Here is a 25,682-nt window from a genome sequence, read left to right on the forward strand (position 1 = left end):
TCTTAACCTCTGTTGTATGTCGAATTGAGTACCGCGCGATCCTTCAGCGAAGATGCCGCTGGCTTATTGCGATTCAGATAACCGATGTTGTTATTGCCCCACAGTGACTCATAAGGCATACCGGCCAGCATCTCGACGGTGGCGCGGGCGTGTGGCGTCGCTGACTCCGGCATCGCATGACCATACTCACGCATTTTCGCGGTCTCCTCACGCAGCGTGCTGTGGGTCTGCAAATTAAGCCTGAAGCGCAGGGAAACGAGGAAACCGCAGAACAGCACCAGGATGGTGCCCACGCTCAGGATCAGCAGAATGGTGTGGCTCACTTCCGCAGGCTGTACCTTCTGACCGCTGACAAAGCCGGACATTTGCATCACGATGCCTACCAGCATCACCGCACCGGCCTGTGACGCCTTACGGGTCAGGGTCATGATGCCGGCGAAAATCCCTTCCCGGCGCTGGCCGGTGATCGCTTCATCCACGTCAGCAATGTAGGTATAGGTATTCCATGGCACGTAGTTAATACCGCCGCGACCCAGCCCAGCCACCGCAGAGATCAGCAACAGCAGAGCGTAGACGTCGCTCAGACCGGCGTAATAGAGCATGGCGTAAGAGAGAGACGCCAGGCCAAACAGCACCACCACCATGCGGTAGGACGGCGCAGGTCCGAAGCGAATACACAGCGGGATCATCCCGATCACGGCGAGGAACTGGAAGATAGCCATCGTGCCCAGCAGGTTGGACGCCATTGACGCTTCCTGCATCAGCACAAACACCACGTAGTAGGTGAAGACTGCGTTAAATACGTCCTGTGCGATGTAGCCGCCGAGGTACATGCCAAGATGCTGGCGGAAAATCTTGATGCGCAGCGTAGAGCTTAATTCGACAAACAGACGATTGATGCTTTGCCCCAGCGTCAGTTTCTTCTTCTCTTCTTCGGCACGCAGCGCCGCTTCAGACCACTCCTCACGCGGGCGCTCCCAGGTAAAGAACCAGACAAAGGTCAGCATCAGGGCGCACAGCACGGAGAAAACCAGGCTTGCGTAAAAGAATGAGACGGCGTTGTCTTTACCGAAGTGGGTGAGCAGGATCCCCGGCAGGAAGGAGGCCAGAATCGCTGACATCTGCGCCATAGAAATACGCGCCCCGGAGAACTTGGTTTTCTGTTTGAAGTCGTCGGTCATTTCCGGCACCAGCGTCTCGTAAGGCACCAGAATCATGGTGTAGACAATATCAAACACCAGATAGGTCAGCAGGTAGTACCAGAAATTCATGTCCCCTACCCACATCAACGAGTAGCTGAACACGCACGGAATGCCTAGCAGGATAAAGAACTTACGCCGACCAAAGCGCTTTCCAGGCCAGGTCGTACCGAAGTTATCCGTCAAAAAGCCCATTAACGGGCTGACAACAGCATCCAGCACCCTCGCAGCGGCAAAGATGAAGGTTGCTTCAATCGGTGTGAGTCCACAGAAGGTGGTATAAAAATACAAAAGCCAGGCCGCCGTCAGGGCGGTCGTACCAGCCCCGAGAAAATCGCCTGCCCCGTAAGCAAGATAATTTGCGAGTCCAATTTTACGTGTTTTCATTGCCGTCAACCCTAAGCAAATTTGGGAGACTCCCTGCAAGTAAGGCTCATCGGGGAGTTTTTACACGGCTACAGTAAATGCAACGACGTCCTGATACCTTTCTGTTTCTGCCATCACGGGCAGGGTAAATGGCAAAAATGCAAAGAGTCGCGTCACGCGTGTCACTAATTTATAAAACAGCGTTTCTGTTGCATCAAAATGTGAGGTCAATTTTGCGAGACAGCCATCAGAATTGACTGATGGCTGGTGACAAAGGCAGGCAGCTAGCGGTAGTTGACGATGACAGAATTGCTCTGCACCTTCAGCGCCGGGATCAAACGTCCTCCGCCCGGCACTTCCCAGATAAAACGTAAAGGTTCAATGGCCGGCACGCCGTTGAACGCCTGCGTTGTGCCATTTTCGCCGTCGATTTCCGTGCAGCGGGTCTGTGAGCAGAGGCGCACCCGCAGTCCGGCTGGCGTTGGGCCAATCAGCCTGTAGTTCCACACCACCATCCCCATCTGACCAGAAACCGTTTCAGAGGGCGACAGCGAATTAGAAGACATGGCGACACCCCGGTTGCTGAGGGTCACGCCCATGCTACTTGCCTGCCAGGTCCCTTCCCCGGCAGCCTGAGCCGCCAGCGGGAAGAGCAAAATCCATAGCCATTTCATTATTTTCCTCCAATCGTTGCCGTCATGCGGATATGGCGGTTATCCGACAGCTCCAGATTCGACAGCACAACAAGCTGATTCAGGCTGCGGCGCAGGAAGCGCGACAGCAGCGGACGCAGCGCGTGGTTGACCAGCAGCACCGGCGGCGCGCCCAGCATCTCCTGACGCGCCAGCGCCTCCTGAGTTTGCTCCAGCAGGCGATCCGCCAGGCCAGGCTCGAGGCCGCCGCCGCCCTGCAGGGCCTGCAGCAGCAGGCGTTCAAGCGGTGTATCAAGGCCAATCACCTGGACTTCGCCGGTACCCGGGAACCACTGCTGGGTGATCGCACGCCCCAGCGCCACGCGCACCACCGCTGTCAGCTCGTGCGGATCGCTCTGCAGCGGCGCATGCTCGGCAAGGGTTTCCAGGATGGTACGCATATCGCGGATCGGCACTTTTTCCTCAAGCAGGTTTTGCAGCACCTTGTGCAGCGTAGTTAACGTCAGCACGCCCGGCACCAGGTCTTCCGTCAGCTTCGGCATCTCCTGCGTCACGCGATCGAGAAGCTGCTGCGCTTCCTGACGGCCAAACAGCTCTGCCGAGAATTGCCCAATCAGGTGATTAAGGTGGGTTGCCACCACGGTACTGGCTTCGACAACCGTATAACCCTGAATTTGCGCCTGCTCTTTCAGCGCGCTTTCAATCCAGATTGCCGCCAGGCCAAAGGCCGGATCGACGGTCTGCTCGCCCGGCAGCGTGCCAGCTGCAGTGCCAGGGTTAATCGCCAGCCAGCGTCCCGGGTAAGCATCGCCGCTGCCAATTTCAACACCCTTCATCAGAATACGATAGCGCGCAGGCGGCAGGTCCATATTGTCCTTGATATGCACCACCGGCGGCAGGAAGCCCATGTCCTGGGCGAATTTTTTACGGATGCTGCGGATGCGGCCGAGCAGCTCGCCATCCTGCTGGAAATCCACCATCGGGATCAGGCGATACCCCACTTCCATTCCCAGGGAATCTTCCAGCTGAACGTCGTTCCAGGTTGCTTCGACGGCCTGGGTGTTCTCCGGCATTTTCACCGGAACCGGTTCCGCAGCCGGCCTGGTCTCACGACCACGCATCCACCAGGCCAGCCCCAGCAGCCCCGCCGTAAACAGCAGGAACACGAGGTTTGGCATCCCCGGCACCAGCCCGAGCAGCCCGAGCACCGCAGCCGCCAGCAGCATCACGCGTGGGTTACTGAAGAGCTGGCCCACCATCTGCTCGCCAACGTCCTGATCGGTACTGACGCGGGTCACGATAACGCCCGCCGCAGTGGAGATAACCAGCGCCGGGATCTGTGCGACCAGACCGTCACCAATGGTCAGCAGCGTATAGCTTTCCGCCGCGTGGCCCATGTCCATCCCGTGCTGCAGTACCCCCACCAGCAGGCCGCCGACCACGTTAATCACCATGATCAGGATGCCCGCGATGGCATCACCGCGCACAAACTTACTTGCACCGTCCATGGAGCCGTAGAAGTCCGCTTCCTGGGTCACTTCCGCGCGGCGCTTTTTCGCTTCATCTTCGGCGATAAGCCCGGCGTTCAGATCGGCGTCGATCGCCATCTGCTTGCCCGGCATCCCGTCCAGCACAAAGCGCGCGCCCACTTCCGCAATACGCCCGGCACCCTTGGTGATAACCATAAAGTTGATGATCACGAGGATAACGAACACCACGATACCGATAGCGAAGTTCCCGCCCACCAGGAAGTGGCCGAAGGCCTCGACCACCTTACCCGCCGCTGCCGCGCCGGTGTGGCCCTCCATCAGGATGATACGCGTGGAGGCCACGTTCAGCGCCAGCCGCAGCAAGGTGGTAAACAGCAGAATGGTCGGGAACGCGGCGAACTCCAGCGTGCGCTGGGTGAACATCGCCACCAGCAGCACCATAATGGACAGCGCAATATTGAAGGTGAAAAGCAGATCGAGGATGAACGCCGGGAGCGGCAGTACCATCATCGACAGAATTAACAGGATGAGGATCGGCCCGGCAAGGATCTGCCATTGGGTCGATTTCAGGTTGCCGGGCAGGCGCAACATTGCCACCAGATTAGCCATCAGTGTCCTTCTCGTTCATAAAATCCAGCGCGGCAGGCACCGGAAGGTTCTCAGGTTTGACAGGCCGTTGACCGCCGGCCAGACGCCAGCGCTTCAACTGCCATACCCAGGCCAGCACTTCCGCCACCGCGGCGTAGAGCTGTCCAGGGATCTGTTGTCCGATATCCGCGTGGCGGTAGAGGGCTCGCGCCAGCGGAGGCGCTTCCAGGATCGGCACGCGATTTTCGGTACCAATTTCCCTGATGCGCAATGCAATCAGCCCCGCCCCTTTTGCCACCACTTTCGGCGCGCTCATTTTGTTTTCGTCATAGCGCAGCGCCACGGAATAGTGCGTCGGGTTGGTAACGATGACGTCCGCTTTCGGCACATCTTCCATCATGCGGCGACGGGCAGCGGCACGCTGCATCTGCCGGATGCGCCCCTTCACGTGCGGGTCACCTTCCATCTGCTTATATTCGTCGCGGATGTCCTGACGTGACATTCGCAGTTTCTTGAAGTGGGAATAGAGCTGGAAGATAACGTCAAAACCCACCATCGGAATAATGCTGAGCACAACCAGCAGCGCGCAAAGCCCGACCAGGTTCAGCGCATTGCTCATCGCGGTGAGGGGCGACTCGCTGATAAGGCGCATCATTTCGGGCCAGTGGTACCAGAGGAAAAACCCTGCAGAACTGCCCATCAGCACCGATTTGAGAATAGCCTTGAGCAGCTCGGCCCCGGTCTGCGCCGAGAACATTTTCGCAATGCCCGGCAGCGGGTTCAGTTTTGAAAATTTAGGTTGCAGCGATTTTCCGCTAAAGACCAGCCCGCCCAGCATCACCGGGGAGACCAGCGCCACCAGCACCACGCCGGTAATCAGGGGCAGTAGCGCAACCATGGCCCCTTTTATCAGCTGAATAATCTGGCTGAGGATCAGATTCGGGTCGTTGACCATGCTGTGGTCAAAACGTAAGCCGGTCGAGAGCATCCCCGCCAGCTTGCGGGCGAGCGACTCCCCGCCCCACCAGATAATGCACACGCCTACGATCAGGATCAGCAGGGAGGTCAATTCTCGGGATCGGGGGATCTGCCCTTCCTCACGCGCCTTTTCTAGTCGGTGGGGTGTGGGGGCTTCCGTTTTGTCGTCGTTCTCTTCTGCCACAGTGCATGCTCAGCCCATTACGTCACGGGTATCATGCCAGCGCAGCGGAAATCCAATGGCGGGAAAAGCCCGTTTATTCGGGCTCTTTTCGGTGATTTTGTCGTAAACCGCCTCAGGCGGCGTAACCCCCTGAGGCGGAATGGACAATCAGAAGCCGAGGCTGTCCAGCAGGTCGTCCACCTGATCCTGGCTTGCCACGACGCCCGCCTTGCTGGCGTCGAGCTGCGGACCATTGAGCAGGCTTTCGTTCTCGCGTTTTGGACGGGCAGCCGGTTCCGGAATGTTCTCCAGCAGAACCATCAGCAGCTGGCGCTCAATCTCCTGAATCACATCCATCATGCGCTTGATGACCTGACCGGTCAGATCCTGGAAATCCTGCGCCATCATGATGTCCAGCAGCTGGGCGTTGGTGAAGCTGGTGTGGCCCGGCACATCCCCCAGGAACTGACGGGTGTCGGTCACCAGCTCGCGGGCATCCGCCAGCTCGATGGGATTCTCAAACCACTCATCCCAGCGTTGGGTCAGGGCTTTCGCGCCCTTTTCCATCGCATCCTGATGCGGCTGTGAGGCTTCAACGCTGTTCAGCGCACGCTCAGCTGCCTGAGCGGTCATCTGCACAACGTAATCCAGACGGTCGCGGGCGTCCGGGATCGCTTCCGCCGCTTCGGCAATGGCCTGATCCAGCCCCAGTTCACGCAGGCTGTCACGCAGCATGCGCGTCAGGCTGCCGATGCGGACGATGATGTCGCTCGGCGAGTGTTCTTCAACGGGTTTCATTGCAGGTTGCATCATCACCAACACCTCACATGCCGAGTTTCTCGAAGATCTTACCGAGCTTCTCTTCCAGGGTCGCTGCGGTGAATGGCTTCACCACGTAGCCGCTTGCGCCCGCCTGTGCAGCGGCAATGATGTTCTCTTTTTTCGCTTCTGCAGTGACCATCAGCACCGGCATAGACGCCATGCCCGCGTCCGCACGAATGGTTTTCAGTAGCTCCAGACCGTCCATATTCGGCATGTTCCAGTCGGAGATGACAAAACCAAACCCGCCAGCCTGCAGTTTGTTCAGCGCATCCACGCCGTCTTCTGCTTCTTCAACGTTGTTGAAGCCCAGCTCTTTCAGCAGGTTGCGCACAATGCGACGCATGGTGGAAAAGTCATCCACAACCAAAAACTTAAGCTCTTTATCCGCCATAAAATAATACTCCTGAGTCAAATACGTATTGCCTGTCCGGCACTGATTTTCGCCAGCATCTGCTGGCTTACCTGGCTAAGATCGACCACTTCGCTCACGCCACCCATATTGATGGCCTCGCGCGGCATGCCGAACACCACACAACTTGCTTCATTCTGCGCAATCGTCCAGGCGCCAGCCTGGTGCATTGCAAGCATTCCGGCGGCACCGTCGTTGCCCATCCCCGTCAGGATCACCCCAACGGCGTTGCGCCCCGCATGTTTCGCCACCGAATGAAACAGCACATCCACCGACGGACGGTGCCGGTTAACCGGCGGTCCGTCATGAATTTTGATTTGATAGTTAGCGCCGCTGCGCGCCAGCTCCATATGCTTGTCCCCCGGCGCGATATACGCATGTCCCGGCAGCACGCGCTCGCCGTCTTCCGCCTCTTTCACGCTGATCTGGCACAGCTTGTTCAGACGTTCGGCGAAGGAGCGGGTAAAGCCAGGCGGCATATGCTGCGTGATCAGAATACCCGGACTTGAAAGCGGCAATGGCTGGAGTACATGGCGAATTGCCTCTGTTCCTCCGGTTGACGCCCCAATAACCAGCAGTTTTTCCGAGCTGAGTAACGGTCCGGCCTTCAGGGTTGCCGGCGCGGCCATCGGCTTGTGGGCCGCGAGCTTCGCGCGCGAGGCGGTGCGAATTTTCTCGGCGATCATCTCGCTGTACGCCAGCATCCCCTCGCGAATGCCGAGCTGCGGTTTGGTGACAAAATCCACCGCCCCCAGCTCCAGCGCGCGCAGAGTAATTTCCGATCCTTTCCCGGTCAGGGAGGAGACCATCACCACCGGCATGGGACGCAGGCGCATCAATTTCTCAAGGAAATCTATGCCATCCATGCGCGGCATCTCGACATCCAGCGTTAGCACGTCGGGGTTATATTTTTTAATTAAATCCCGCGCTACCAGCGGATCCGGCGCAGTGGCCACCATCTCCATGTCGCTGTGGCTATTGATGATTTCAGTCATGATCTGACGCATCAGCGCTGAATCATCGACAGACAATACCCTGATTTTACTCATGCTTTTTCCTTACTCAGCGCATATACCGTTTGCCCACGCAGGCTAAACTCACGCGCGAGGTTGCTGAAGTTTTCCGAATGCCCGGCAAACAGTAAACCGTCAGGCTTGAGCAACGGAACAAACCGACGCAGAATGTCCTGTTGCGTCGTTTTATCAAAATAGATCATGACGTTACGGCAAAAAATGGCGTCGAAAGGCCCCGGCACGTTGTACTGCTTATCGAGCAGGTTAACGGGCGCGAATTCGACGCAGTTCGCCAGCTCCTGGCGTACGCGAACCAGGCCTTCATGCGGCCCCGTACCGCGCATGAAGTAACGCTGCAGCTGCTGCGGCGACAGCGTTTTCAGCTCGTCCTGGCGATACACGCCGTTGCGCGCTTTCTCCAGCACTTCGGTATCGATATCGCTGGCGTAGACCTTCCAGCGTCCCGGCGCCATGCCCAGCGTATCGGCAAGGGTGATCGCCAGCGAGTACGGCTCTTCGCCCGTCGAGGCGGCCGCACTCCATACGCGATACTCCCCGGTGCGACGGCGCGCATGCTCGGCCAGAACCGGAAAGTGGTGGGCTTCACGGAAAAAGGCCGTCAGGTTGGTCGTGAGTGAGTTAATAAAAGCCTGCCACTCCGCGCTGTTCTGGTTCGCTTCGAGCATGCTCAGATAGCGGCCAAAATCATCCAGCCCCAGCGTACGCAAGCGCCGGACCAGTCGGTTGTAGACCATGTCCCGCTTATGATCCGCAAGCACGATCCCCGCACGCTGGTAGATTAACTGACATATCCGACGAAAATGCGCGTCGGACAGCGCGAGGCGCTGTGTCATCTGCAACAATAATGACGTTTGCCCAGGGGGCATTGGTGATGTCATAGCGCCTTCTTAATTACATTCAGGATACAACTGGCACGGCCTGCGACCGCCCGACTTCTGTTACTGCTTCAACGTGCTCTTTCACATTAAATACCGCGACCAGCCCGGTGAGACGATCCGCCTGGCTGGCCAGCTGATCGGTTGCCGCTGCCGCTTCCTCAACTAACGAGGCATTCTGTTGCGTCACCTGATCCATCTGGCTGACGGCCTGAGCCACCTGCTCTATCCCGCGACGCTGTTCGTCCGACGCCGAGGCAATTTCGCCCATGATGTCGTTAACCCGCGTCACGGAGGTGACGATCTCGTGCATGGTATGCGCCGCCGTATCCACCAGGGCAGACCCCTGCTGGACGCGAGAGACCGACTCTTCAATGAGGGACTTAATCTCTTTCGCCGCGTTAGCGCTGCGGCTCGCCAGGTTTCGCACTTCACCTGCCACCACCGCAAACCCACGTCCCTGCTCGCCGGCGCGCGCCGCTTCCACGGCGGCGTTCAGCGCCAGGATATTGGTCTGAAACGCAATACCGTCAATCACGCTGATGATGTCGCCGATCTTCTGCGAGCTGGCGGCAATCTCCTGCATGGTGCTGGCCACGTGAGAGGCCTGATCGCCCCCTCTCTTCGCCGTCAGCGCCGCCTGTTTTGACAGGTCAGACGCCTGGCGCGCGTTATCGGCGTTCTGGCTTACCGTCGCGGTCAGCTGTTCCATACTGGCCGCCGTCTGCGCCAGCGACGCCGCCTGCTGCTCGGTGCGGGACGAGAGATCGTTATTCCCCGCCGCAATCTCTGAGATCCCCGTATGCATGGCGTAACTGCCCTGACGCACGTCGGATACCGTTTCCCGCAGCGACCCCTGCATGGCCTTCAGGCTGGCAAAGATCGCCGAAATTTCGTTTTTGCCAAACACCGCCACCGGACGCGCCAGATCCCCCTTCGCAATACTGTCGAAGTGGCTGCTGATAATCGCCAGCGGCTGCACAATCATTCTGCGCGCCCAGAGCAGCGCCCCGCCGGTCAGCAGCCCCGCCAGAATCACAACGACGGCAAAGATAACGCCGGACATGTGATAGCTGGTGCGGCTTGCTTCACCGGCGCGCAGAACAGACCGATTGATATCCTGCTGCCATGCGTCAAAGCTGCCGTCAAACGCCGCCTGAGACGCCTGGACCGGAGCGGTCATGAAGTCCGAAAGCTGGTTGTTCTCAAGCCAGGTCGCCTGGTGATCCAGATCGCTGTACCACTGCTCAAAGTTCTTTTTCATGGCCGCCTTCAGCGCTTTCTCTTTCTCGCCGTCGGCCGCCTGCGCCGTGAAGGCCTTAAACTGTGCGTCTGCCTGCTTCAGGCTGTCGCGCGCCGTTGCCATCAGCGCCTTAATGTCATCCGGCGGATAGCTGAGCGCGGTTAAGGTTCCTGCCTTGTTCAGCGCAGTGCTTGCCTGCAACAGCACGGCACGCGTTTGTGCCAGTGCGGAGCGCTGCTGATTACTCGCCTCAACGTCCTGCAAATTCTGATAGCCATCGCGAAACGCCCAAAAAGACAACCCGTTACTGCCAACCTGCAACACACCGCAAAGGATCAGAATCAAAAACAGTGTGGTCGAGATACGAATACGATTTAACATCCACGCTCCCATCAAGCGGCAAGCAGCCGCGGTTTAATTGTCAGTCAAAATGTTTCCCAGTTTTCATCTTGTCCGGTCGTTGCAGCACGCGTGCGGGTGACCGCCGTGTCGGCGGCTGGCGCGCGGTACGTAGCTGGCGCAGTGACCGTATTTCCAGCGAGTGAAGCGAGACGAAACGCCGAGACGGCCATCTTCAGACGGCTCGCCTGGTCTTCCAGCGCAGCGGCCGCCGCAGCGGACTCCTGCACCAGCGCGGCGTTTTGCTGTGTCACGCGGTCCATTTCCGATACCGCCAGGGCAACCTGGTCGATACCACGACTCTGCTCATCGGACGCAGAGGCGATTTCACCCATGATGTCCGTCACGCGGGTAACGGCATTCACGATGTCATTCATGGTCTCCCCGGCACTTTCCACCAGCACGGAGCCGGTATCCACGCGGGAGACGGAGTCTTCAATCAGGGATTTAATCTCTTTTGCCGCGTTGGCGCTGCGGCTGGCAAGGTTGCGCACTTCCCCGGCCACCACCGCAAACCCGCGACCCTGTTCGCCCGCGCGCGCCGCTTCCACGGCGGCGTTGAGCGCGAGGATGTTGGTCTGGAAGGCAATGCCGTCGATGACGCTGATGATGTCGGCGATTTTCTTCGAGCTGTCGGCGATTTCGTGCATGGTTTTCACCACGCCATCCACCACGCGACCGCCGCGCTGCGCGGTTTCGGAGGCGCTTTCCGCCAGCTGAGACGCCTGGCGGGCGTTATCGGCGTTCTGCTTCACGGTTGCGGTGAGCTGCTCCATGCTGGCGGCCGTCTCTTCCAGCGCCGACGCCTGCTGCTCGGTACGAGATGAGAGATCGTTATTCCCCATCGCGATTTCGCTGGTGCCGGTATAGATCGCCTCGGATCCGTTACGCACGTTGGCGACGGTCTCGATCAATGAACGCTGCATGTGGTCGACGCTGTTGGCCAGCTCGGTGATCTCGTTACGTCCGGAAACGGTCAGCGTTTTGGTCAGATCGCCAGAGGCAATCTCGCGAATATGGGCAATCACGCGGCCGAGAGGGTTCAGCAGGATGTGGCGAATGCCGTACCACACAGCGAACAGCACAATGACCAGCGCCAGGGCCAATACCGCCATCTGCCATTTCGCAAAGCGGTAGTCATTCTGGCTTTCAGTAAAGGCCGAGTGATACAGATCGCCGCTGGCCTTGGCGTATTCCCCCAGCGCCGCGCCGAGTGCGTTTTGCATCCCCTGCGTCGGCTGTGCGAAGTAGGCATCCATGTTGCCGCTCTCGAGGAACTGGATCAGCTCCGTCAGCCCGGCATAGTAGGCGCTGTATTTTTCATCAATGTTCTGGCTCACCTGCGCCATAGCAGGCTGCGGTGCGATTTGCCTGAAGGCGGCGTAGTGTTTAGCCGCGTCGGCCAGCGTAGCCCGGGCATTTTTTAGCAGATCGGTTTTCGCGCTGCTCTGCTGATTGTTCGGATCCATCATCATGCGCGCGGACGAGCGGCTCAGGTTGATACGCGTTTGCAGCATCAGATCCCACGTTGAGGTGAGCTCACTCTGCTGCAGGCGGAGATCGTTTGAGGCGGCGAAACTGTCCTGGTTCTGTTTTAAAGACGAGAAAAAAAGCCCGCCGGAGATAAGCTGAAGTAGTGCGAAAATGACCAGCACCATCATTAGCATTGTGACAACGCGGATACGGTTCAACATACAACACCTTCTCATAGATTTATTAACGGTATTATCGGCACAGGCCACAGGAACTTTACATTTGCGAAAGGGAAAAGCGCGGGGTTAAAACGCGACGTCAACAATCAGCGTATCGGTGTAGGTGCCGGCGGGCGGCGTGGCCTGACTGGTCAGAACTTTGGCGGTGTAGTTATAGGTACGCAGCAGGCCGTCGGCGCTGACCAGCGAGGAGGTCGCGCTGGTCCAGCGTTCGCTGCCGCTGCTGCCCCAGCGGTTAGTCGTGGCTTCTTTATAGATGTCATAACTCAGGGTGTTACTGCCGCTTACCATCCGGCGGACATTATTGAGCGCATTGGCACCGTTATTAATGCCGATGGTATAGGTGCTGCCTTTGGTACAGGTGACGGCAATGGCCTGGGAAACGGTGGGAAAACTTTGCACCAGCGGCGCGCTGGTAAAGTTCACGTCCGGCGTGGTCATGGCGCTGCAGTCGTTGGTGACGGTCAGGTTAAGCAGAATACTGGTCGTCGCGGTTCCCGTTTGATTGATGGTGCAAATACCGAGCGCCCCCACGGAACAGACGCTGTAGTTAACGCTGAAGGTTAACTGCACCTGATACGGCCCGGCAGAGACGTTTTGTCCGGCGACGGTGCGGAAATAGAGCGGAATGTTGTACTGCTTTGATCCGAGCAATCCCAGCAAGGTATTTCCGCTCCAGGTATACGATTTACTTATCTGTACCTCACTGCTGCTCGCGCAACCTGAAAGTCCACACAGCCGGGTGGGGATCACGTCCGTGATGGCGGCATTATCGGTGCGTTTCAGGGTCGCACGACTGTTGGCCGATATCGTTGCTGCGGTGTAGTTCAGCGTCACCGAGTCGTTCGTCAGCAGGTTGAGTATCGCATCACACGCCACCACCAGCGTGCCGGTGGTCTCCACCTCCCCGGAGCCGCTCAGCGCAAACGACGTGACGCTGCCGAACGACGCATTGACCGTGCTGACGGTACAGGCCGCCCAGCTGCCGCCGGAGAGCAGCAGCAGGAGCAACATCACCCAGCGCTTCATGGCCCCTCCCGGCAGACCAGCGGGCCGTAGGTTTGCAGCCTGTGGTCCGGGTTCGCGCCGATGGTCAGCGTTGCCCTGCAGCGTTTGCCTGTCGGCGTCGTGACGTCGAGCAGATTGACGTCGCTGAGGTTTTCCAGCCAGGCAATCCCGTCATATCCCACCACCGCATTGCTGCGCGAGGCGCGTCGAACCTGGCTTCCCACCGGAATGGCCTCCCCCTGCGCGTCGTGCAGGATGACGCTCGCTACCCGCTCCTGTTCCATCGGGAAATCCACCAGATAACCGCTGTGGCGGCGGATCGCCACCCGCCGCTCGGTCTCTTTCAGCCGGGTGTCGGCAGGCAGGTTCAGGGTATTAATACTGTAGCTTGCCGGGTAATAGGCCGAGACGCCGCTCACCAGCAGATACCCGTTGCGGTTGGTTTTACCAACCGGCTGGTTTTCATAGCTGACGGGGACATCCGGCTGGCCATCGGTGCTGATGACCACAAACGCATCGTTGATTTTGTTTGCCGCAAACAGTTCGCCGTCCATCAGCACCAGGGAGCCCATCGCTTCGCTCCACCAGGTCATCATGCCCTTCTCGCCGTACCCGCCCCCCTGCAGCTCGATATTGTTATTGCGCCAGCCCACCGTTCCCTGCTGGTAGTTATTCGATCGCGACTGGTTCGCCCACGCCATATTCCAGCTGAACCCGCCGTCGGAGGGCATCGAGTGGTTGTAGTTGATGCGCTGCGTGCTGCCTGCATTCGGGGTATTTTCCACGGTGAGCGCCGCGCTGTCGCGTTCGCCCAGCGGCACCTGGAATGACATCGCGACCGTCCAGTCGCCCCGCTGCTGGTCCCGGCTGGCGGCGAGGTAAATGCTGCTGGAGCCCCACAGATTTCGGCTCCAGGAGAGGTTAAGCAGCTCGGTTTTCTGGCTGTCAAAGCTCTCCACGCCGATCCAGGCCGCCCCGATGTTGCCGTATTCCCCCAGGTTGAAGGTCAGGGAATATTGATCGGTATTGCGGCTAAAGCTGGCGATGGGGCGGTCATTTTCGTCGTACACCGTCGGCTGGTCATACAGGGCCAGGTTACCAAAGCCGCGATCGCGGCGGGTATGCTGGGTGGCGAGGCTGAACTCGCTGGTGCTGTACTGGTAGCCCCAGTTGATTTGCCCGCCGTCATCTCCGCGCATCCGGCTCTGGCTGTACGAGGTATTCACCACGCCAAAACGCCCCAGCTTGACCACCGTCCCCGCACCGGCGAGCGCCAGTTCCTCCGCGCCTTCGGCGTGCCCCTCCAGCGTCAGCCAGTCCGTCAGGCCGTAGCGATACGATCCGCTCCCCGCCGCCGGGCCGTAGTCAAAATTCTTAATGCCGTAGTTGCGCCGCAGGCTCCCCAGGGTAACGGCCCCATCGCTCAGCCCTTCTTTCAGCAGATCGCTGGTGACGTAAAACGGCAGCGTGGTACTCACCTGGCGCCCCAGCGCATCGGTGGTGACCAGCACCGCATCCCCGGCGCCGTTAATGTAGGGCAGGTTCGTCAGGGTGAACGGTCCGGGCTGCAGCTGCGTGGACCCGGAGCGGTAGCCGTTGATGAAGAGGTCGACCGAGGTCGGCACCGCCGCTTCACCTGAAAATTCCGGCAGCGGCCAGGTCACCAGGTCCGGACGCAGGGAGAAATCACGCCCATAGCTGATCCCGCCCATGCGGACGCTGCTGCTCCAGCTCAGGGCATCGCTGATGACATCCCCGGCGGTCCAGGTGGTGGCGTCCTCCTCGTTGGTCACCAGCAGGGTGGTGTCATAGCGGACATAGCCCTCCTGCTGACCGTCGTTGCCGGTGAAATTTTCGCGGGCGTAGCCGGTGGAGGAGAATGAACCGTTTTCATTGAAGTAGCGGAATTCATGCCAGAGCGAGGCCTGCCCGCCGACGTGCTCGGTATGGTTGGTATAAAAATCGTAATTGAGCAGCGCGCCTCTGCCATAGTGAGGCTTACTCTGCGTCGGCTGGCCGCCAAACGGGGTGACGCGGGAGGTTATCCACTCACGGGGCACGGTCAGCAGCAGACGCTGGGCGGGACTGTCGTACTCCACCCGCACCGCCGGAAGCGTGCTGAGATTGACGTCGCCGTTGGGCACATGTTCAGGCGGAAGCCCGGCGCGCAGCAAATCGGCGCTGGAGATATAGTAAGCGCCGTCGCGTTGCGTCACGGGAACCACCAGCCCGGTGTCGTAGTGGTTCAGTACCAGGGCGAGCTGGAAAACCGCCTCCCCGTTTATCGCCTGCGCTTGCGGCGGCGGCGGTAAGCTGTCATCACCCGGTTCGGCCCAGGTACTGGTACTCACGCAAAGCAGGATCATCATTGCGGGCTTCAGTTGACGGGCGTCGACTGCCATTGTGCATCCCTGGCATTAATCTGCGCGCTGATCTGGCTGGGCTGGCGGATCCCGGCCGGAATCGGCCAGCTGCGGGTGCTGCCCGGCAGCACATAGCCCAGCAGGCCATCCGCAATCATGCGCTTTTGTCCCCCCTGCTCCAGCGCCACCTGGCTGAGCCTGACGTGAACATCGCCCTGATTGCGCACTTCAATGGCAGGCTGGCCCGCCACCTGCGTGACGCGCCAGCTTAGGTTACGGGTATCCACGAGGGCATGATGCGCCCCCTCTTTTATTGTCGGGATCCCCTGTCCGTAAACGAACAGCGGTATGGAATAGCGCATCTGCAGTTTAAGGCCGATGGCGGGGTCGGCCTTCGCGTCCGGCTGGGGAATTTCATCCACGATAATGCGATAGGCTTGTTCAACGCCCATCGGAACGGTACCCTGTTTGATCAGGCGGATCAGCTGTTTACTGCCTTTGCCGATGGTGACGATGGGCGGGCTGGCGACCACGTCCTGCTGGGCGGTATAGCGCTCAAAGCCCCCCTCCTGCTTCCAGCGCACAATGCGCACCTGCATCGTTGTGGCACTGTTTCCCTGATTCTGGATCCACAATTCAGTCGCTTTGCTGTCGGCCGACAGCCACGGATCGATGGGCCATAACAGAATGGTCGCCGCCGCCTGCGCCTGTCCTGCCGCCATGGCGGTCACGCCCAACATACTCACCAGGTACCAATGCCTGAATAGTGGCTTCATCGAATGTTCTCCCTTTTTCACCATGACAAGGTCACGGTGAGCTGATCGGAATAGGTGCCTGCCGGGCTAAATCCCGTCAGCAGCGCTACGCCAAAAAGTGGTAGTGCAATATTGTTGCTGTTGGTGTAGGTCACCGGGATGGCCTGGTTGACCCCAATCTCACTGTTCGCCGCCAGTGAACTGCTGCTGTAAAGCCGGTAGCCCACCACGTCGGTGCCGCCTGAACGCGTCATGCGGCGCACCGAGGCGTAGTTTTGCCCGCCGTTGATGCTCATGCTCAGCGCCACGCCCGGCGTGCAGGCGATGGACAGCGCCCCGTTGGGCACAAAGCTGGTGCTGACCGGGGCACTCTCCACGCCGGTATGGGTCCCAAAATCCAGCGTCCCGAAGATCCCGCCGGTCCCCGTCGTGACAGAACATCCCGGCACGACGGTCGCGCTCACCTTAAACGACTGCGACGTCACCGCGCCGGCCCCGGAAACCAGGGTCAGCCCCAGCGCTAGCGCAAAAAAAGGCTGCACAATCCCCTCTGCGCAAGCGCGCAGACTTAAAAAGGAGGCCTTCATGGCTGGAGCTAGTAGGTGACGCTGACGTTGATCGTGTCGGTATAAGTGCCCGGCACCACCGTGACGCTGTTACCGCCGCCGGTGATGCGCCCGTAAAGGGTGTAGCTGTTGACCCCGCCCGCCGTCGACGCGACCGGCAGCGCCGCGTTGTTGGCGATGACGTTGTTAAATCCGCTGTCGCTGTACAGACTGTAAGCCACGCCCTGCGCCGCATTGGCGGTATTGATCAGATAGCGCGCAGGCGTGCCCGGCGTGCCGACCACGGTACCGGGTGCGGTGGAGTTAGTGTTGCCGGTGATCGCCACCGTATAGCTGGCGGTGGTGCACTGAATGGTGAACGTATTCCCGCCGCTGGCGCCGGTGAGCTGGGTGGTCAGCGTGGAAAACGTGGCGGGATGGGTACCAAAATCGAGTGTCCCGAAGTTAATACCGTTTTGCGTGGGCGATCCGTTAATCAGACACCCGTTTGTGAGGGTCAGCGTCGCACCGATGGTGCCGCTGCTGGTCACGGCCAGCGCAGGATGTACCGTTGTCGCCGCCAGTAACGCGCCAGCGCAGATTAAAAGGCGTTTTCTTTTCATTTTCCACCCTCCGGAAGTCAAACGCGTTCCCTTGCCACATTTTATTTATGCTGTTCAAGATGTTAGCCCCGCTTAAGGTTCCTCTGAGAGGGGTTAATGAGAATTTAGTTTACGGATATCGCTTCCACCACCCGCCCCAAAACGCATAATCCTTGTGTCCTATTGACTTAATATTCTTATAAATAACAATGAATTAAAATTATTTTGGCCGCATTTTTATTTTTTCAGAAGAGAATATATCCCTTATAGTGTGATCACCATCACAATATATCGTTATGCCACCAACAACAAAATCAATAAAACTTAAAAACTTGTTGTAACCCCCTACGCTTTGCGTCAATTTATGTGCCGAATATTTTCCCGCGCAGTAATAAAAAATTTATATGTATCGGCGCGGGCGACATCTGATAGCGCATAGAGGGTCTTTTTTCGTGGCAAGTGCAAACAAACTTACACTCTTCATCGTGATATTCATGCTGGCGGGTATTCTTTCAGGGGCGGCAATTCACGAGTACGCATCTGCGGATGCCATCAAAGCCTGGTCGGATAATATTACCCTTCTGACCGATATTTTCCTCCGTCTGATCAAAATGGTTATTGCGCCGCTGGTCTTCAGCACGCTGACCGTGGGCATTATGAAGCTGGGAGAAACCTCCACCATAGGCCGGGTGGGCGGCAAAGCGATGGTATGGTTCATCAGTTCATCCGTGCTTTCTATTCTGGTCGGACTGTTTATCGTCACGCTGGAGCGTCCGGGAAGCGGCCTGAACCTGACTATTCCAACCGAGGCGGTGGATACCGGTCTGGCCGTGGGCGGGATGACGCTGAAAGCGTTCCTGTCTCACACCATTCCCACCAGCATCGCGGGGGCGATGTCGAACAATGAGATCCTGCAGATAGTGGTGTTCTCGATGTTCTTCGGCATCGGCGGCGCGTCGCTGGGGCAGAAATTCAACGCGCCGCTGGTGGCCGCACTGGATGTGGTTTCCCATATCATGCTGAAGGTAACGGGTTACGTGATGTACGTTGCGCCACTGGCCATCTTCGCGGCGATCTCCTCCGTCATTGCCACGCAGGGTCTGGGCATCCTGTTGAACTACGCCTCCTTTATTGGCGGCTACTACGTTGCCATTCTTCTCACCTGCATGGTGCTGCTGGCCGTGGGTTACATGGTGCTGAAAAAAGAGGTGTTTCGCCTGGTCAGCATGCTGAAAGATCCGGTGCTGGTCGCATTCACCACCAGCAGTTCTGAAGCGGCCTACCCTAAAACGCTGGAGCAGCTGGAGCGCTTTGGCTGCTCGCGCAATATCGCCTCTTTCGTTCTGCCGATTGGCTACTCCTTCAACCTCGTGGGGTCAATGGTGTACTGCTCGTTTGCCTCGATGTTTATTGCGCAGGCGTACAACATTCACCTGAGCTTCTCTGAGGTGACGGTGCTGATGTTAACCCTGATGCTGGCGTCAAAAGGCATTGCGGGCGTGCCGCGTTCTTCGCTGGTGGTGCTGGCCGCAACGATCCCGAGCTTTAACATTCCGGTGGCGGGGATCCTGCTGCTGATGGGGATCGACCACTTCCTGGATATGGGGCGTTCCGCGATTAACGTGCTGGGGAACGGGATTGCGACGGCGATGCTCTCGCAGAATGAAGGTGCGCGGGAAGCTGAAGCTGAACTGGTAAAGCAGGAAGCGTAATGGCATGAAAAAGGGTGAGGCCTGATGCCCTCACCCCAGCCCTCTCCCTGTGGGAGAGGGAGCAAACACTAAAAACGGCAACCTGGGTTGCCGTTTTGCATTTACCTACGCTACATGATTCGCCGCGATATCCAGCAGCGCCATCTCTTCGCTGTTCAGCAGCTTCTCGATGTTCACCAGAATCAGCATACGCTCGCCGAGCGCCCCCAGGCCGGTCAGGTATTCGGTCGACAGCGTGACCGCAAACTCCGGCGCAGGACGAATCTGGTCAGAGGTCAGGGAAAGCACGTCAGATACGCCATCCACCACGATACCCACCACGCGCTGTCCCAGGTTCAGGACGATCACGACGGTATTGTCGTTGTAGTCAACGTCGCCCTGGCTGAACTTCACGCGCAGATCCACGATTGGCACAATCACGCCGCGCAGGTTGGTGACGCCTTTAATAAACGCTGGCGTGTTAGCGATGCGGGTAACCTGGTCGTAACCACGAATTTCCTGCACTTTCAGGATATCGATGCCGTACTCCTCATCGCCCAAAGTGAATACCAGGAACTCCTGCCCTGATGGCTCGCCCGCCAGTTTCGTTACATTACTCATACCGGTCATGTTATTACCTTCTACTTAATCAGGCGGCTGTGTACGCCACACGTTGTTCACGATTTAATCCCTGAAGCGCCGACACGTCGACGATCAGCGCTACGCTACCATCCCCCAGAATGGTGGCAGCAGAAATACCCGGCACCTTGCGGTAGTTGCTTTCGAGATTCTTCACCACCACCTGGTGCTGACCAATCAGCTGATCGACCAGCAGCGCGTAGCGACGGCCCGCGCTTTGCAGGATCACCACGATACCCTGCGTGGCCTCGGTCTTCGCCCCGTCCACTTCGAACACTTTCCACAGCTCGACCAGCGGCAGGTACTCACCGCGCACTTCGAGAACGCGCTCGCCGCCCGCCAGCGGATGCAGATCTTCTTCACGCGGCTGGAGGGATTCCATCACCGCGTTCAGCGGCAGAATGAAGACTTCGTCCGCGACTTTGACCGACATGCCGTCGAGGATCGCCAGCGTCAGCGGGAGCAGGATGCGGATGGTGGTGCCGGAGCCCTGTTTAGACTGGATCTCAACGTGGCCGCCCATCTCCTGAATGTTACGTTTCACCACGTCCATGCCGACGCCGCGTCCGGAAACGTCCGTCACCTGCTCGGCGGTCGAGAAGCCCGGCGCGAAGATCAGCATGCCCACTTCTTCGTCGGTCATGTTTTCATTCACCGCCATCCCCTGTGAAATGGCTTTCGCCAGGATGCGCTCGCGGTTAAGACCCGCGCCGTCGTCGGTCACTTCGATGCAGATGTTCCCGCCCTGATGTTCCGCAGAGAGGATCAGATTCCCGACCGGAGATTTCCCGGCGGCAATGCGGTTTTCCGGCAGTTCAATACCGTGGTCGAGGCTGTTACGCACCAGGTGCGTTAACGGGTCGATGATGCGCTCGATCAGGCTCTTATCCAGCTCCGTTGAGCTGCCCATCAGGGTCAGTTCAATCTGCTTATTCAGCTTGCTGGCAAGGTCGCGCACCAGGCGCGGGAAGCGGCTGAAGACATATTCCATCGGCATCATGCGGATGGACATCACCGATTCCTGCAGGTCGCGGGCGTTACGCTGCAGCTGGCCCATGCTGGTGATCAGATCGCCGTGCGTGACCGGGTCCAGTTCGTTAGAACGCTGCGCCAGCATGGACTGGGTGATCACCAGTTCGCCAACCAGGTTAATCAGCTGGTCAACCTTCTCAACGGCAACACGGATGCTGGTGGACTCACTGGAGCGCGCGGCCGGTTTTTCACCACGGCCAGGCGCCGCGGTCTCTTTTGGCACCGCCTTCAGCACCGGGGCCGCTGGGGCCACAGCCGGTGCGGCGGCCTGGGCAACGACAGCAACCTCTTCTTCTGCAGCCGGAGCTGCTACCGCGGCGGCTTCCGTTTCGAAGGCGATCTGGTCGGCTTCAATGACAAAGCACAGCACCGCCACGATATCGTCCTGACTGATACCGTCATCGAGGGTCGCTGCGAGGCTGTCTTTGCCTTTCACTACGTTACTTAATTTCGCCAGGTTACCCAGCTCTTCTTCCAGCAGGTTAACTTCGCTCTCTTTCAGGCGTGACAGCACAACGCGCAGCTTGCCCGCTTGCGCGGCGGCTGGCGCGGCCTCTTCAGCAGCAACCGCATCGACAACGCTCAGCTTTGCCGCAGGGACAACGGCTGCAGCGACCTCACCTTTTGCTTCCAGGGCGAGCTGGCGCAGCGCATTGCAGATGTATTCAAAGCTGGCGGCATCAGGCTCTGCCGAACTTTTATAGGCGTCGAGCTGTTCCTGCATAATATCTTTGGTTTCCAAAAACAGGTTGATAATGTCGGTATTGAGCTGCATCTCACCGCGTCGTGCTTCATCAAGCAGGTTTTCCATTAAATGGGTCGTTTCCTGCAGGATGGTAAATCCAAACGTTCCGGCTCCGCCTTTAATAGAATGCGCCGCGCGGAAGATGGCATTGAGCTGCTCGGAGTCCGGTGCTTCGGGCACCAGATCGAGCAAATGTTGCTCCATATCCGCCAACAGTTCGTCGGCTTCATCAAAGAATGTCTGGTAAAAATCGCTAATATCCATGCTCACGCTATCACCTCGGATTGGCTGGTGGCGATGTTGGAACGGCAGCCGCAGGGACGGCCCCAGGCTGTTTTAAATCGTCCAGTGACTCATTCTGACTTTCGGCGTTTTCGTGCAGGATGGCCTGCTCCGCCTGCTGGTTCAGCACTAAAAGACTGATACGACGGTTGATGGCGTCATCCGGCCCGCGGTCGGAGACCCGCATGGTTGCTGCCATGCCGACCACGCGCAGTACCTTGCCATCATCAAGCCCACCTGCCACCAGCTCGCGACGCGAGGCGTTGGCACGATCGGCAGAAAGCTCCCAGTTGCTGTATCCCTTTTCCCCACTGGCGTACGGGAAGTCATCCGTGTGGCCCGAAAGGCTGATTCGGTTAGGAATGCCGTTCAGCACCGGCGCAATGGCGCGTAAAATATCGCGCATGTACGGCTCAACTTCCGCACTCCCGGTTTTAAACATCGGGCGGTTCTGGCTGTCGATAATCTGAATACGCAGCCCTTCCTGGACCAGATCGATTTTCAGGTGCGGCCGCAGCGCGCGCAGTTTAGGATCCGCTTCAATCAGCTGGTCAAGATCGCCACGCAGTTTTTTCAGACGCGCCTGCTCCATCTTGCGTTTCAGCTCGTCGATGTTCGGCTCTTTTTTCACCTCACCCTTCTGCTGGGTGTAATCATCGCCACCGCCAGGGATCGGGCTTTCGCTGTTAGAGATACGCGGCCCACCGGTCACCGCCGTCGCCAGCGGGGTACGGAAATATTCGGCAATCTGGATAAGCTCCTTCGGGCTGGAGATGGAGATCAGCCACATCACCAGAAAGAACGCCATCATTGCGGTCATAAAGTCGGCGTACGCGATTTTCCAGGAGCCGTGGGAACCGTGCCCGCCGCCCTTGTGCTTGCGTTTTTTGACAATGACGATCGGATGGGACTGGTTTTTCATGCGTCCTCAGTTGTCGTCTGTTGGTTTGGGTTTTTCACCGCGCGCACGTGTTCTTCAAGCTCGATAAACGACGGACGCTCGCTGGAGTAAAGCGTTTTACGGCCAAATTCAACCGCGATCGGTGGCGCGTAACCGTTGAGGTTAGAGAGGAGCGTGATCTTCACGCACTGCATCATTTTGGTGGTTTCCGCGCTTTTCTGGCGCAGCACGCTTGCCAGCGGAGAGATAAAACCATAAGCCAGCAAAATACCGAGGAAGGTGCCCACCATCGCATGGGCAATCAGCGCGCCCAGTTCAGCCGCCGGACGGTCCGCCGAGGCCAGGGCGTGTACCACCCCCATGACCGCCGCCACGATACCAAACGCCGGAAGGGAGTCGCCCACCAGCGCCAGGCTGTTGGCCGGCACTTCAGATTCGCTTTCGTGGGTTTCGATCTCTTCGTCCATCAGCGCTTCGATTTCGAAGGTATTCATGTTGCCGCTGATGATGAGACGCAGGTAATCGACGATGAAATCCAGCATCATGGCGTCCGCCAGAATGCGCGGATAGCTGGCAAAAATTTCGCTCTCTTTCGGGTTTTCGATATCCCGTTCAAGCGAGAACATCCCCTGCTGACGCGACTTCGCCATCAGGCGATAGAGCAGCGCCAGCAGATCCATATACATGCTTTTGGTGTATTTCGAGCGACGGAACAGCAATGGAATTGCCTTCAACGTGCCCTTGATCGATTTACCGTTGTTGCCAACGATAAAAGCCCCTACCCCTGCGCCGCCGATGATAATAAGTTCAGCCGGTTGATAGAGTGCTCCAAGGTGCCCGCCGGTCATCATGTAACCGCCGAAAACTGTACCGAGAACTACCAGGTAACCTAATAAGATAAGCACGACATCATCCTTCCGCTAGTGACTATGGCAAGGACGTCCAGCTCGCAGCGTTTACCGTTTGCGGGGTAAAAAAAAGCAGCGGTAATGACTTACCGCTGCTGGAATCTTGCCCACACGTTCGGGTTAAACAGCTTGTTCGATCTGTTCATCCAGCAGTTGTGGAATAATATCGGCAGCATCCCGGGAAAGTTTACGTCTTTTTACTGCGCGGGACGGCGGCTGACATAAACTACAGGCGAAGCTGCCTGCAGGCTGATGAGCATGGGTAATAAAATTGCCGTCGCAGCAATTGCAGCGCGACAGTTCAAGCATTCCGCTCTCAACAAAACGCACCAGCGTCCATGCGCGGGTCAGCGCCAGCAGAGGGCCTTCTTCCTGCTGTGGGCATTGTTCAAGGTAAAGTTTGTACGCTTTGATCACGGCGTCTACGCCGCTACACAAACCGGTTTTGAGAAGATACTGCCAGGCATTACAGAACATGGAAGCGTGGATGTTCTGCTCCCAGGTCATAAACCAGTCCGTAGAAAACGGCAGCATGCCTTTCGGCGGGGGACTACCGCGTAACTCTTTATACAGTTTGATGAGGCGACCACGGCTCAACTGAGTCTCGCTTTCCAGCATTTGTAAACGAGCACCCAGCGTAATCAGCTCCATGGCCAGCTGTATGTCACGCGCTTCCTGAACAATGCTTTTTTCGCTCATTGCTAGGCCCTTTTCTTACGGGCTGCGTCATCAGGCTGACTGATGTCGCTAAGCAAGCGAGTGGAGAGCAGGATACCGGTATGGATCTGTTGCAGATCGTCCACGCGGGATTCCTGCGTCAGACGCGTTATCGTCTGCGGATTATCAAAACGGAACTGGCACACCAGTTGATTCGTTTCCGCCAGTTTTACCATCTGCGGGAGGGTTAATCCACCCAGCATGGTTGCCATTTCTTCGTTAATACCCAGACGAAACATCGCGGACGCTTTGTCCTGACTAATTAAACGCTGCGCGAGCAGTAAATATGACAAATTGATGTCATAGATATGTTTTAGCAACTCGGATGTATGCATTGTTCCCATCCCGAATAACCAACTATTATTTTTATGCGGAAAGACCGCACCCCGTGATGTCGCCGGGAAATCACCCGGTATAAAAAAGAAAAGGCTAAATGCATAGTTGAATCTAGGTTTGTATTCATCCAAACGCGCAAGGGATGCAACGCGGTTACATCTCTTACAGGTTTTATCATTTCTTACAAATAACTAAGATTTTTCCTAATTCGACGCAAACTCTACTCGCCAGATTTGACACATACAATGCAGCCACCCTCAAATTTAAAAAAAATGTGATCCACGTCACACAATTTAAGTGAATGTTACCCATAAATCCATCAATATGACTTCTAATTTGCTCATTTTTTAAGCAATCAGCACTGTTTTGTATTCTTAATCGACGAATACTCATGCATAAGCTTGAGAATAAGTGGCACGCAATGTGCTTTTACCCGTGCGTGCAGTATCAGCAATCGTTTACATCACGTATGCGTCAGGGACACATTTTGATTACTTCAATAAAACATACAGTTATGCATTTCTGGCAAAAAAATTGTTTCATTGCGTGATCATTCGAAATGCGTTTATAACTTGTTAGAACGATTTAATAGTGAAAGCGAGGATTTGTGTGACTTACGTTAAGTTGTTAATTTTTTTCATTTAGGCGCATTTATCAGTTATTCTTCTTATAAGAATAATTAATGAATAATTATGATAAGCTTCACACTAATGTCGTATTCAAGTCTTGCGAAACCAGGAAATTCGCGGTAATGGTGATGAAACGCTGTCTGTCAGACATCTAAGGAGTGCGCCATGAGTTACTCCCATCTTCTTGTTTCTGTTGCCGTTTCCCCCGAAAGCCACCAGCTTGTCGCCCGGGCCGTATCCATCGCCCGGCCGCATAATGCGCGCATCAGCCTCATTACCCTCGCGGCCGAGCCCGAGATGTACAATCAACTGGCGGCCCCGATGCTGGAAGATATTCGTGAGGTTTTGCAGGAGGAAACGCAGCAGTTTCTGCGAGAGCTTGTCGAAAAAGCAGAGTACCCCATTGATGAAACCGTTATTGCGACGGGGGAACTGAATGCCCATATTCTTGATATGTGCCGCAAGCAGAATATTGATTTAGTGATTTGCGGGAACCATAACCACAGCTTTATATCGAGGGCTACCTGCGCGGCAAAATCTATTATCGCCTCAAGCCAGGTTGACGTGCTGTTAGTGCCGCTTGGGGGGGCTTAACCCC

Annotated in this window: 23 protein-coding genes; 2 read left to right on the forward strand and 21 right to left on the reverse strand. The window is 57.4% G+C overall.

Going from position 1 to position 25,682, the window contains the following annotated elements:
- Window positions 1-2: 2 nt before the first annotated feature.
- The 15 genes from IM271_RS04575 to IM271_RS04645 all read right to left on the reverse strand — a co-directional run bounded on the left by IM271_RS04575 (window position 3) and on the right by IM271_RS04645 (window position 17,225).
- Window positions 3-1,586, reverse strand: coding sequence for an MFS transporter (locus IM271_RS04575; RefSeq protein ID WP_063942291.1), 1,584 nt, complete (start codon window positions 1,584-1,586; stop codon window positions 3-5).
- Between the two features lie 263 nt (window positions 1,587-1,849).
- On the reverse strand, window positions 1,850-2,242 hold the full coding sequence (locus tag IM271_RS04580) for a flagellar protein FlhE (protein WP_193052236.1): 393 nt from the start codon (window positions 2,240-2,242) through the stop codon (window positions 1,850-1,852).
- Entirely contained in the window at window positions 2,239-4,317 is a 2,079-nt protein-coding gene (gene flhA, locus IM271_RS04585) for a flagellar biosynthesis protein FlhA (protein ID WP_045631222.1), read from the reverse strand. Before flhA ends, IM271_RS04580 begins: the two co-directional genes overlap by 4 nt.
- Window positions 4,310-5,458, reverse strand: a complete 1,149-nt coding sequence (flhB, locus tag IM271_RS04590; protein ID WP_041909432.1) for a flagellar biosynthesis protein FlhB — start codon at window positions 5,456-5,458, stop codon at window positions 4,310-4,312. Before flhB ends, flhA begins: the two co-directional genes overlap by 8 nt.
- A 147-nt stretch (window positions 5,459-5,605) precedes the next feature.
- Window positions 5,606-6,250 (reverse strand): protein phosphatase CheZ, encoded by a 645-nt coding sequence (gene cheZ / locus IM271_RS04595; protein ID WP_028013643.1) that lies wholly within the window; start codon window positions 6,248-6,250, stop codon window positions 5,606-5,608.
- A gap of 10 nt (window positions 6,251-6,260) precedes the next feature.
- Window positions 6,261-6,650 (reverse strand): chemotaxis response regulator CheY, encoded by a 390-nt coding sequence (cheY, locus tag IM271_RS04600; protein ID WP_008500431.1) that lies wholly within the window; start codon window positions 6,648-6,650, stop codon window positions 6,261-6,263.
- A gap of 17 nt (window positions 6,651-6,667) precedes the next feature.
- Window positions 6,668-7,717, reverse strand: a complete 1,050-nt coding sequence (locus IM271_RS04605) for a chemotaxis response regulator protein-glutamate methylesterase (RefSeq protein WP_014884341.1) — start codon at window positions 7,715-7,717, stop codon at window positions 6,668-6,670.
- On the reverse strand, window positions 7,714-8,580 hold the full coding sequence (gene cheR / locus IM271_RS04610) for a protein-glutamate O-methyltransferase CheR (RefSeq protein ID WP_014884342.1): 867 nt from the start codon (window positions 8,578-8,580) through the stop codon (window positions 7,714-7,716). The genes IM271_RS04605 and cheR overlap by 4 nt, the downstream gene beginning before the upstream one ends.
- Before the next feature lie 19 nt (window positions 8,581-8,599).
- Entirely contained in the window at window positions 8,600-10,201 is a 1,602-nt protein-coding gene (gene tap / locus IM271_RS04615; protein ID WP_126818465.1) for a methyl-accepting chemotaxis protein IV, read from the reverse strand.
- 44 nt (window positions 10,202-10,245) lie between these two features.
- Entirely contained in the window at window positions 10,246-11,913 is a 1,668-nt protein-coding gene (tar, locus tag IM271_RS04620) for a methyl-accepting chemotaxis protein II (protein ID WP_193052227.1), read from the reverse strand.
- A gap of 84 nt (window positions 11,914-11,997) precedes the next feature.
- On the reverse strand, window positions 11,998-12,960 hold the full coding sequence (locus IM271_RS04625) for a spore coat U domain-containing protein (RefSeq protein ID WP_193052228.1): 963 nt from the start codon (window positions 12,958-12,960) through the stop codon (window positions 11,998-12,000).
- Window positions 12,957-15,341 carry a fimbria/pilus outer membrane usher protein gene (locus IM271_RS04630; protein ID WP_193052229.1) on the reverse strand — a complete coding sequence of 795 codons (2,385 nt, stop codon included), beginning with the start codon at window positions 15,339-15,341 and terminating at the stop codon, window positions 12,957-12,959. The genes IM271_RS04625 and IM271_RS04630 overlap by 4 nt, the downstream gene beginning before the upstream one ends.
- On the reverse strand, window positions 15,317-16,078 hold the full coding sequence (locus IM271_RS04635) for a molecular chaperone (RefSeq protein WP_045260435.1): 762 nt from the start codon (window positions 16,076-16,078) through the stop codon (window positions 15,317-15,319). Before IM271_RS04635 ends, IM271_RS04630 begins: the two co-directional genes overlap by 25 nt.
- Before the next feature lie 17 nt (window positions 16,079-16,095).
- Window positions 16,096-16,644, reverse strand: coding sequence for a spore coat U domain-containing protein (locus IM271_RS04640; RefSeq protein WP_028013649.1), 549 nt, complete (start codon window positions 16,642-16,644; stop codon window positions 16,096-16,098).
- An 8-nt stretch (window positions 16,645-16,652) separates the two neighbouring features.
- Window positions 16,653-17,225, reverse strand: a complete 573-nt coding sequence (locus tag IM271_RS04645) for a spore coat protein U domain-containing protein (protein ID WP_028013650.1) — start codon at window positions 17,223-17,225, stop codon at window positions 16,653-16,655.
- Window positions 17,226-17,656: 431 nt separating this feature from the next.
- Between IM271_RS04645 and IM271_RS04650 the strand changes: the two genes are divergently transcribed.
- Window positions 17,657-18,916: a dicarboxylate/amino acid:cation symporter gene (locus IM271_RS04650; RefSeq protein WP_028013651.1), complete on the forward strand. Its 1,260-nt coding sequence runs from the start codon at window positions 17,657-17,659 to the stop codon at window positions 18,914-18,916.
- 105 nt (window positions 18,917-19,021) lie between these two features.
- Here IM271_RS04650 and cheW read toward each other — a convergent pair whose 3' ends face one another.
- From cheW to flhD, 6 genes are all read right to left on the reverse strand, one after another.
- Window positions 19,022-19,525 carry a chemotaxis protein CheW gene (gene cheW / locus IM271_RS04655; RefSeq protein WP_014884351.1) on the reverse strand — a complete coding sequence of 168 codons (504 nt, stop codon included), beginning with the start codon at window positions 19,523-19,525 and terminating at the stop codon, window positions 19,022-19,024.
- A gap of 19 nt (window positions 19,526-19,544) precedes the next feature.
- Window positions 19,545-21,581 (reverse strand): chemotaxis protein CheA, encoded by a 2,037-nt coding sequence (gene cheA, locus IM271_RS04660; protein WP_193052230.1) that lies wholly within the window; start codon window positions 21,579-21,581, stop codon window positions 19,545-19,547.
- Between the two features lie 4 nt (window positions 21,582-21,585).
- Window positions 21,586-22,515, reverse strand: a complete 930-nt coding sequence (motB, locus tag IM271_RS04665; RefSeq protein WP_028013653.1) for a flagellar motor protein MotB — start codon at window positions 22,513-22,515, stop codon at window positions 21,586-21,588.
- The gene (gene motA, locus IM271_RS04670) at window positions 22,512-23,399 is read right to left on the reverse strand and encodes a flagellar motor stator protein MotA (protein ID WP_008500417.1); all 888 of its coding nucleotides are present in this window, start codon (window positions 23,397-23,399) and stop codon (window positions 22,512-22,514) included. Before motA ends, motB begins: the two co-directional genes overlap by 4 nt.
- 123 nt (window positions 23,400-23,522) lie before the next feature.
- Window positions 23,523-24,101 (reverse strand): flagellar transcriptional regulator FlhC, encoded by a 579-nt coding sequence (gene flhC / locus IM271_RS04675; RefSeq protein ID WP_013096051.1) that lies wholly within the window; start codon window positions 24,099-24,101, stop codon window positions 23,523-23,525.
- A gap of 2 nt (window positions 24,102-24,103) precedes the next feature.
- Window positions 24,104-24,454 carry a flagellar transcriptional regulator FlhD gene (flhD, locus tag IM271_RS04680; RefSeq protein WP_028013654.1) on the reverse strand — a complete coding sequence of 117 codons (351 nt, stop codon included), beginning with the start codon at window positions 24,452-24,454 and terminating at the stop codon, window positions 24,104-24,106.
- Between the two features lie 795 nt (window positions 24,455-25,249).
- Here flhD and uspC point away from each other — a divergent pair.
- The gene (uspC, locus tag IM271_RS04685; protein ID WP_047362802.1) at window positions 25,250-25,678 is read left to right on the forward strand and encodes a universal stress protein UspC; all 429 of its coding nucleotides are present in this window, start codon (window positions 25,250-25,252) and stop codon (window positions 25,676-25,678) included.
- Window positions 25,679-25,682 lie beyond the last annotated feature (4 nt).

The sequence above is a fragment of the Enterobacter cloacae complex sp. I3 genome (genome assembly GCF_014896175.1).
Taxonomy (GTDB): Bacteria; Pseudomonadota; Gammaproteobacteria; order Enterobacterales; family Enterobacteriaceae; genus Enterobacter; species Enterobacter bugandensis.

Excerpts from the sequence above, each read along its gene's own strand:
- flhC (WP_013096051.1), bottom strand. The coding sequence starts at position 24,101 with ATGAGCGAAAAAAGCATTGTTCAGGAAGCGCGTGACATACAGCTGGCC.
- tar (WP_193052227.1), bottom strand. The coding sequence starts at position 11,913 with ATGTTGAACCGTATCCGCGTTGTCACAATGCTAATGATGGTGCTGGTC.
- cheY (WP_008500431.1), bottom strand. The coding sequence starts at position 6,650 with ATGGCGGATAAAGAGCTTAAGTTTTTGGTTGTGGATGACTTTTCCACC.
- flhA (WP_045631222.1), bottom strand. The coding sequence starts at position 4,317 with ATGGCTAATCTGGTGGCAATGTTGCGCCTGCCCGGCAACCTGAAATCG.
- IM271_RS04645 (WP_028013650.1), bottom strand. The coding sequence starts at position 17,225 with ATGAAAAGAAAACGCCTTTTAATCTGCGCTGGCGCGTTACTGGCGGCG.
- cheW (WP_014884351.1), bottom strand. The coding sequence starts at position 19,525 with ATGACCGGTATGAGTAATGTAACGAAACTGGCGGGCGAGCCATCAGGG.
- IM271_RS04575 (WP_063942291.1), bottom strand. The coding sequence starts at position 1,586 with ATGAAAACACGTAAAATTGGACTCGCAAATTATCTTGCTTACGGGGCA.
- uspC (WP_047362802.1), top strand. The coding sequence starts at position 25,250 with ATGAGTTACTCCCATCTTCTTGTTTCTGTTGCCGTTTCCCCCGAAAGC.
- IM271_RS04605 (WP_014884341.1), bottom strand. The coding sequence starts at position 7,717 with ATGAGTAAAATCAGGGTATTGTCTGTCGATGATTCAGCGCTGATGCGT.
- IM271_RS04635 (WP_045260435.1), bottom strand. The coding sequence starts at position 16,078 with ATGAAGCCACTATTCAGGCATTGGTACCTGGTGAGTATGTTGGGCGTG.
- flhD (WP_028013654.1), bottom strand. The coding sequence starts at position 24,454 with ATGCATACATCCGAGTTGCTAAAACATATCTATGACATCAATTTGTCA.
- motB (WP_028013653.1), bottom strand. The coding sequence starts at position 22,515 with ATGAAAAACCAGTCCCATCCGATCGTCATTGTCAAAAAACGCAAGCAC.
- IM271_RS04640 (WP_028013649.1), bottom strand. The coding sequence starts at position 16,644 with ATGAAGGCCTCCTTTTTAAGTCTGCGCGCTTGCGCAGAGGGGATTGTG.
- cheZ (WP_028013643.1), bottom strand. The coding sequence starts at position 6,250 with ATGATGCAACCTGCAATGAAACCCGTTGAAGAACACTCGCCGAGCGAC.
- tap (WP_126818465.1), bottom strand. The coding sequence starts at position 10,201 with ATGTTAAATCGTATTCGTATCTCGACCACACTGTTTTTGATTCTGATC.
- cheR (WP_014884342.1), bottom strand. The coding sequence starts at position 8,580 with ATGACATCACCAATGCCCCCTGGGCAAACGTCATTATTGTTGCAGATG.
- IM271_RS04625 (WP_193052228.1), bottom strand. The coding sequence starts at position 12,960 with ATGAAGCGCTGGGTGATGTTGCTCCTGCTGCTGCTCTCCGGCGGCAGC.
- IM271_RS04630 (WP_193052229.1), bottom strand. The coding sequence starts at position 15,341 with ATGGCAGTCGACGCCCGTCAACTGAAGCCCGCAATGATGATCCTGCTT.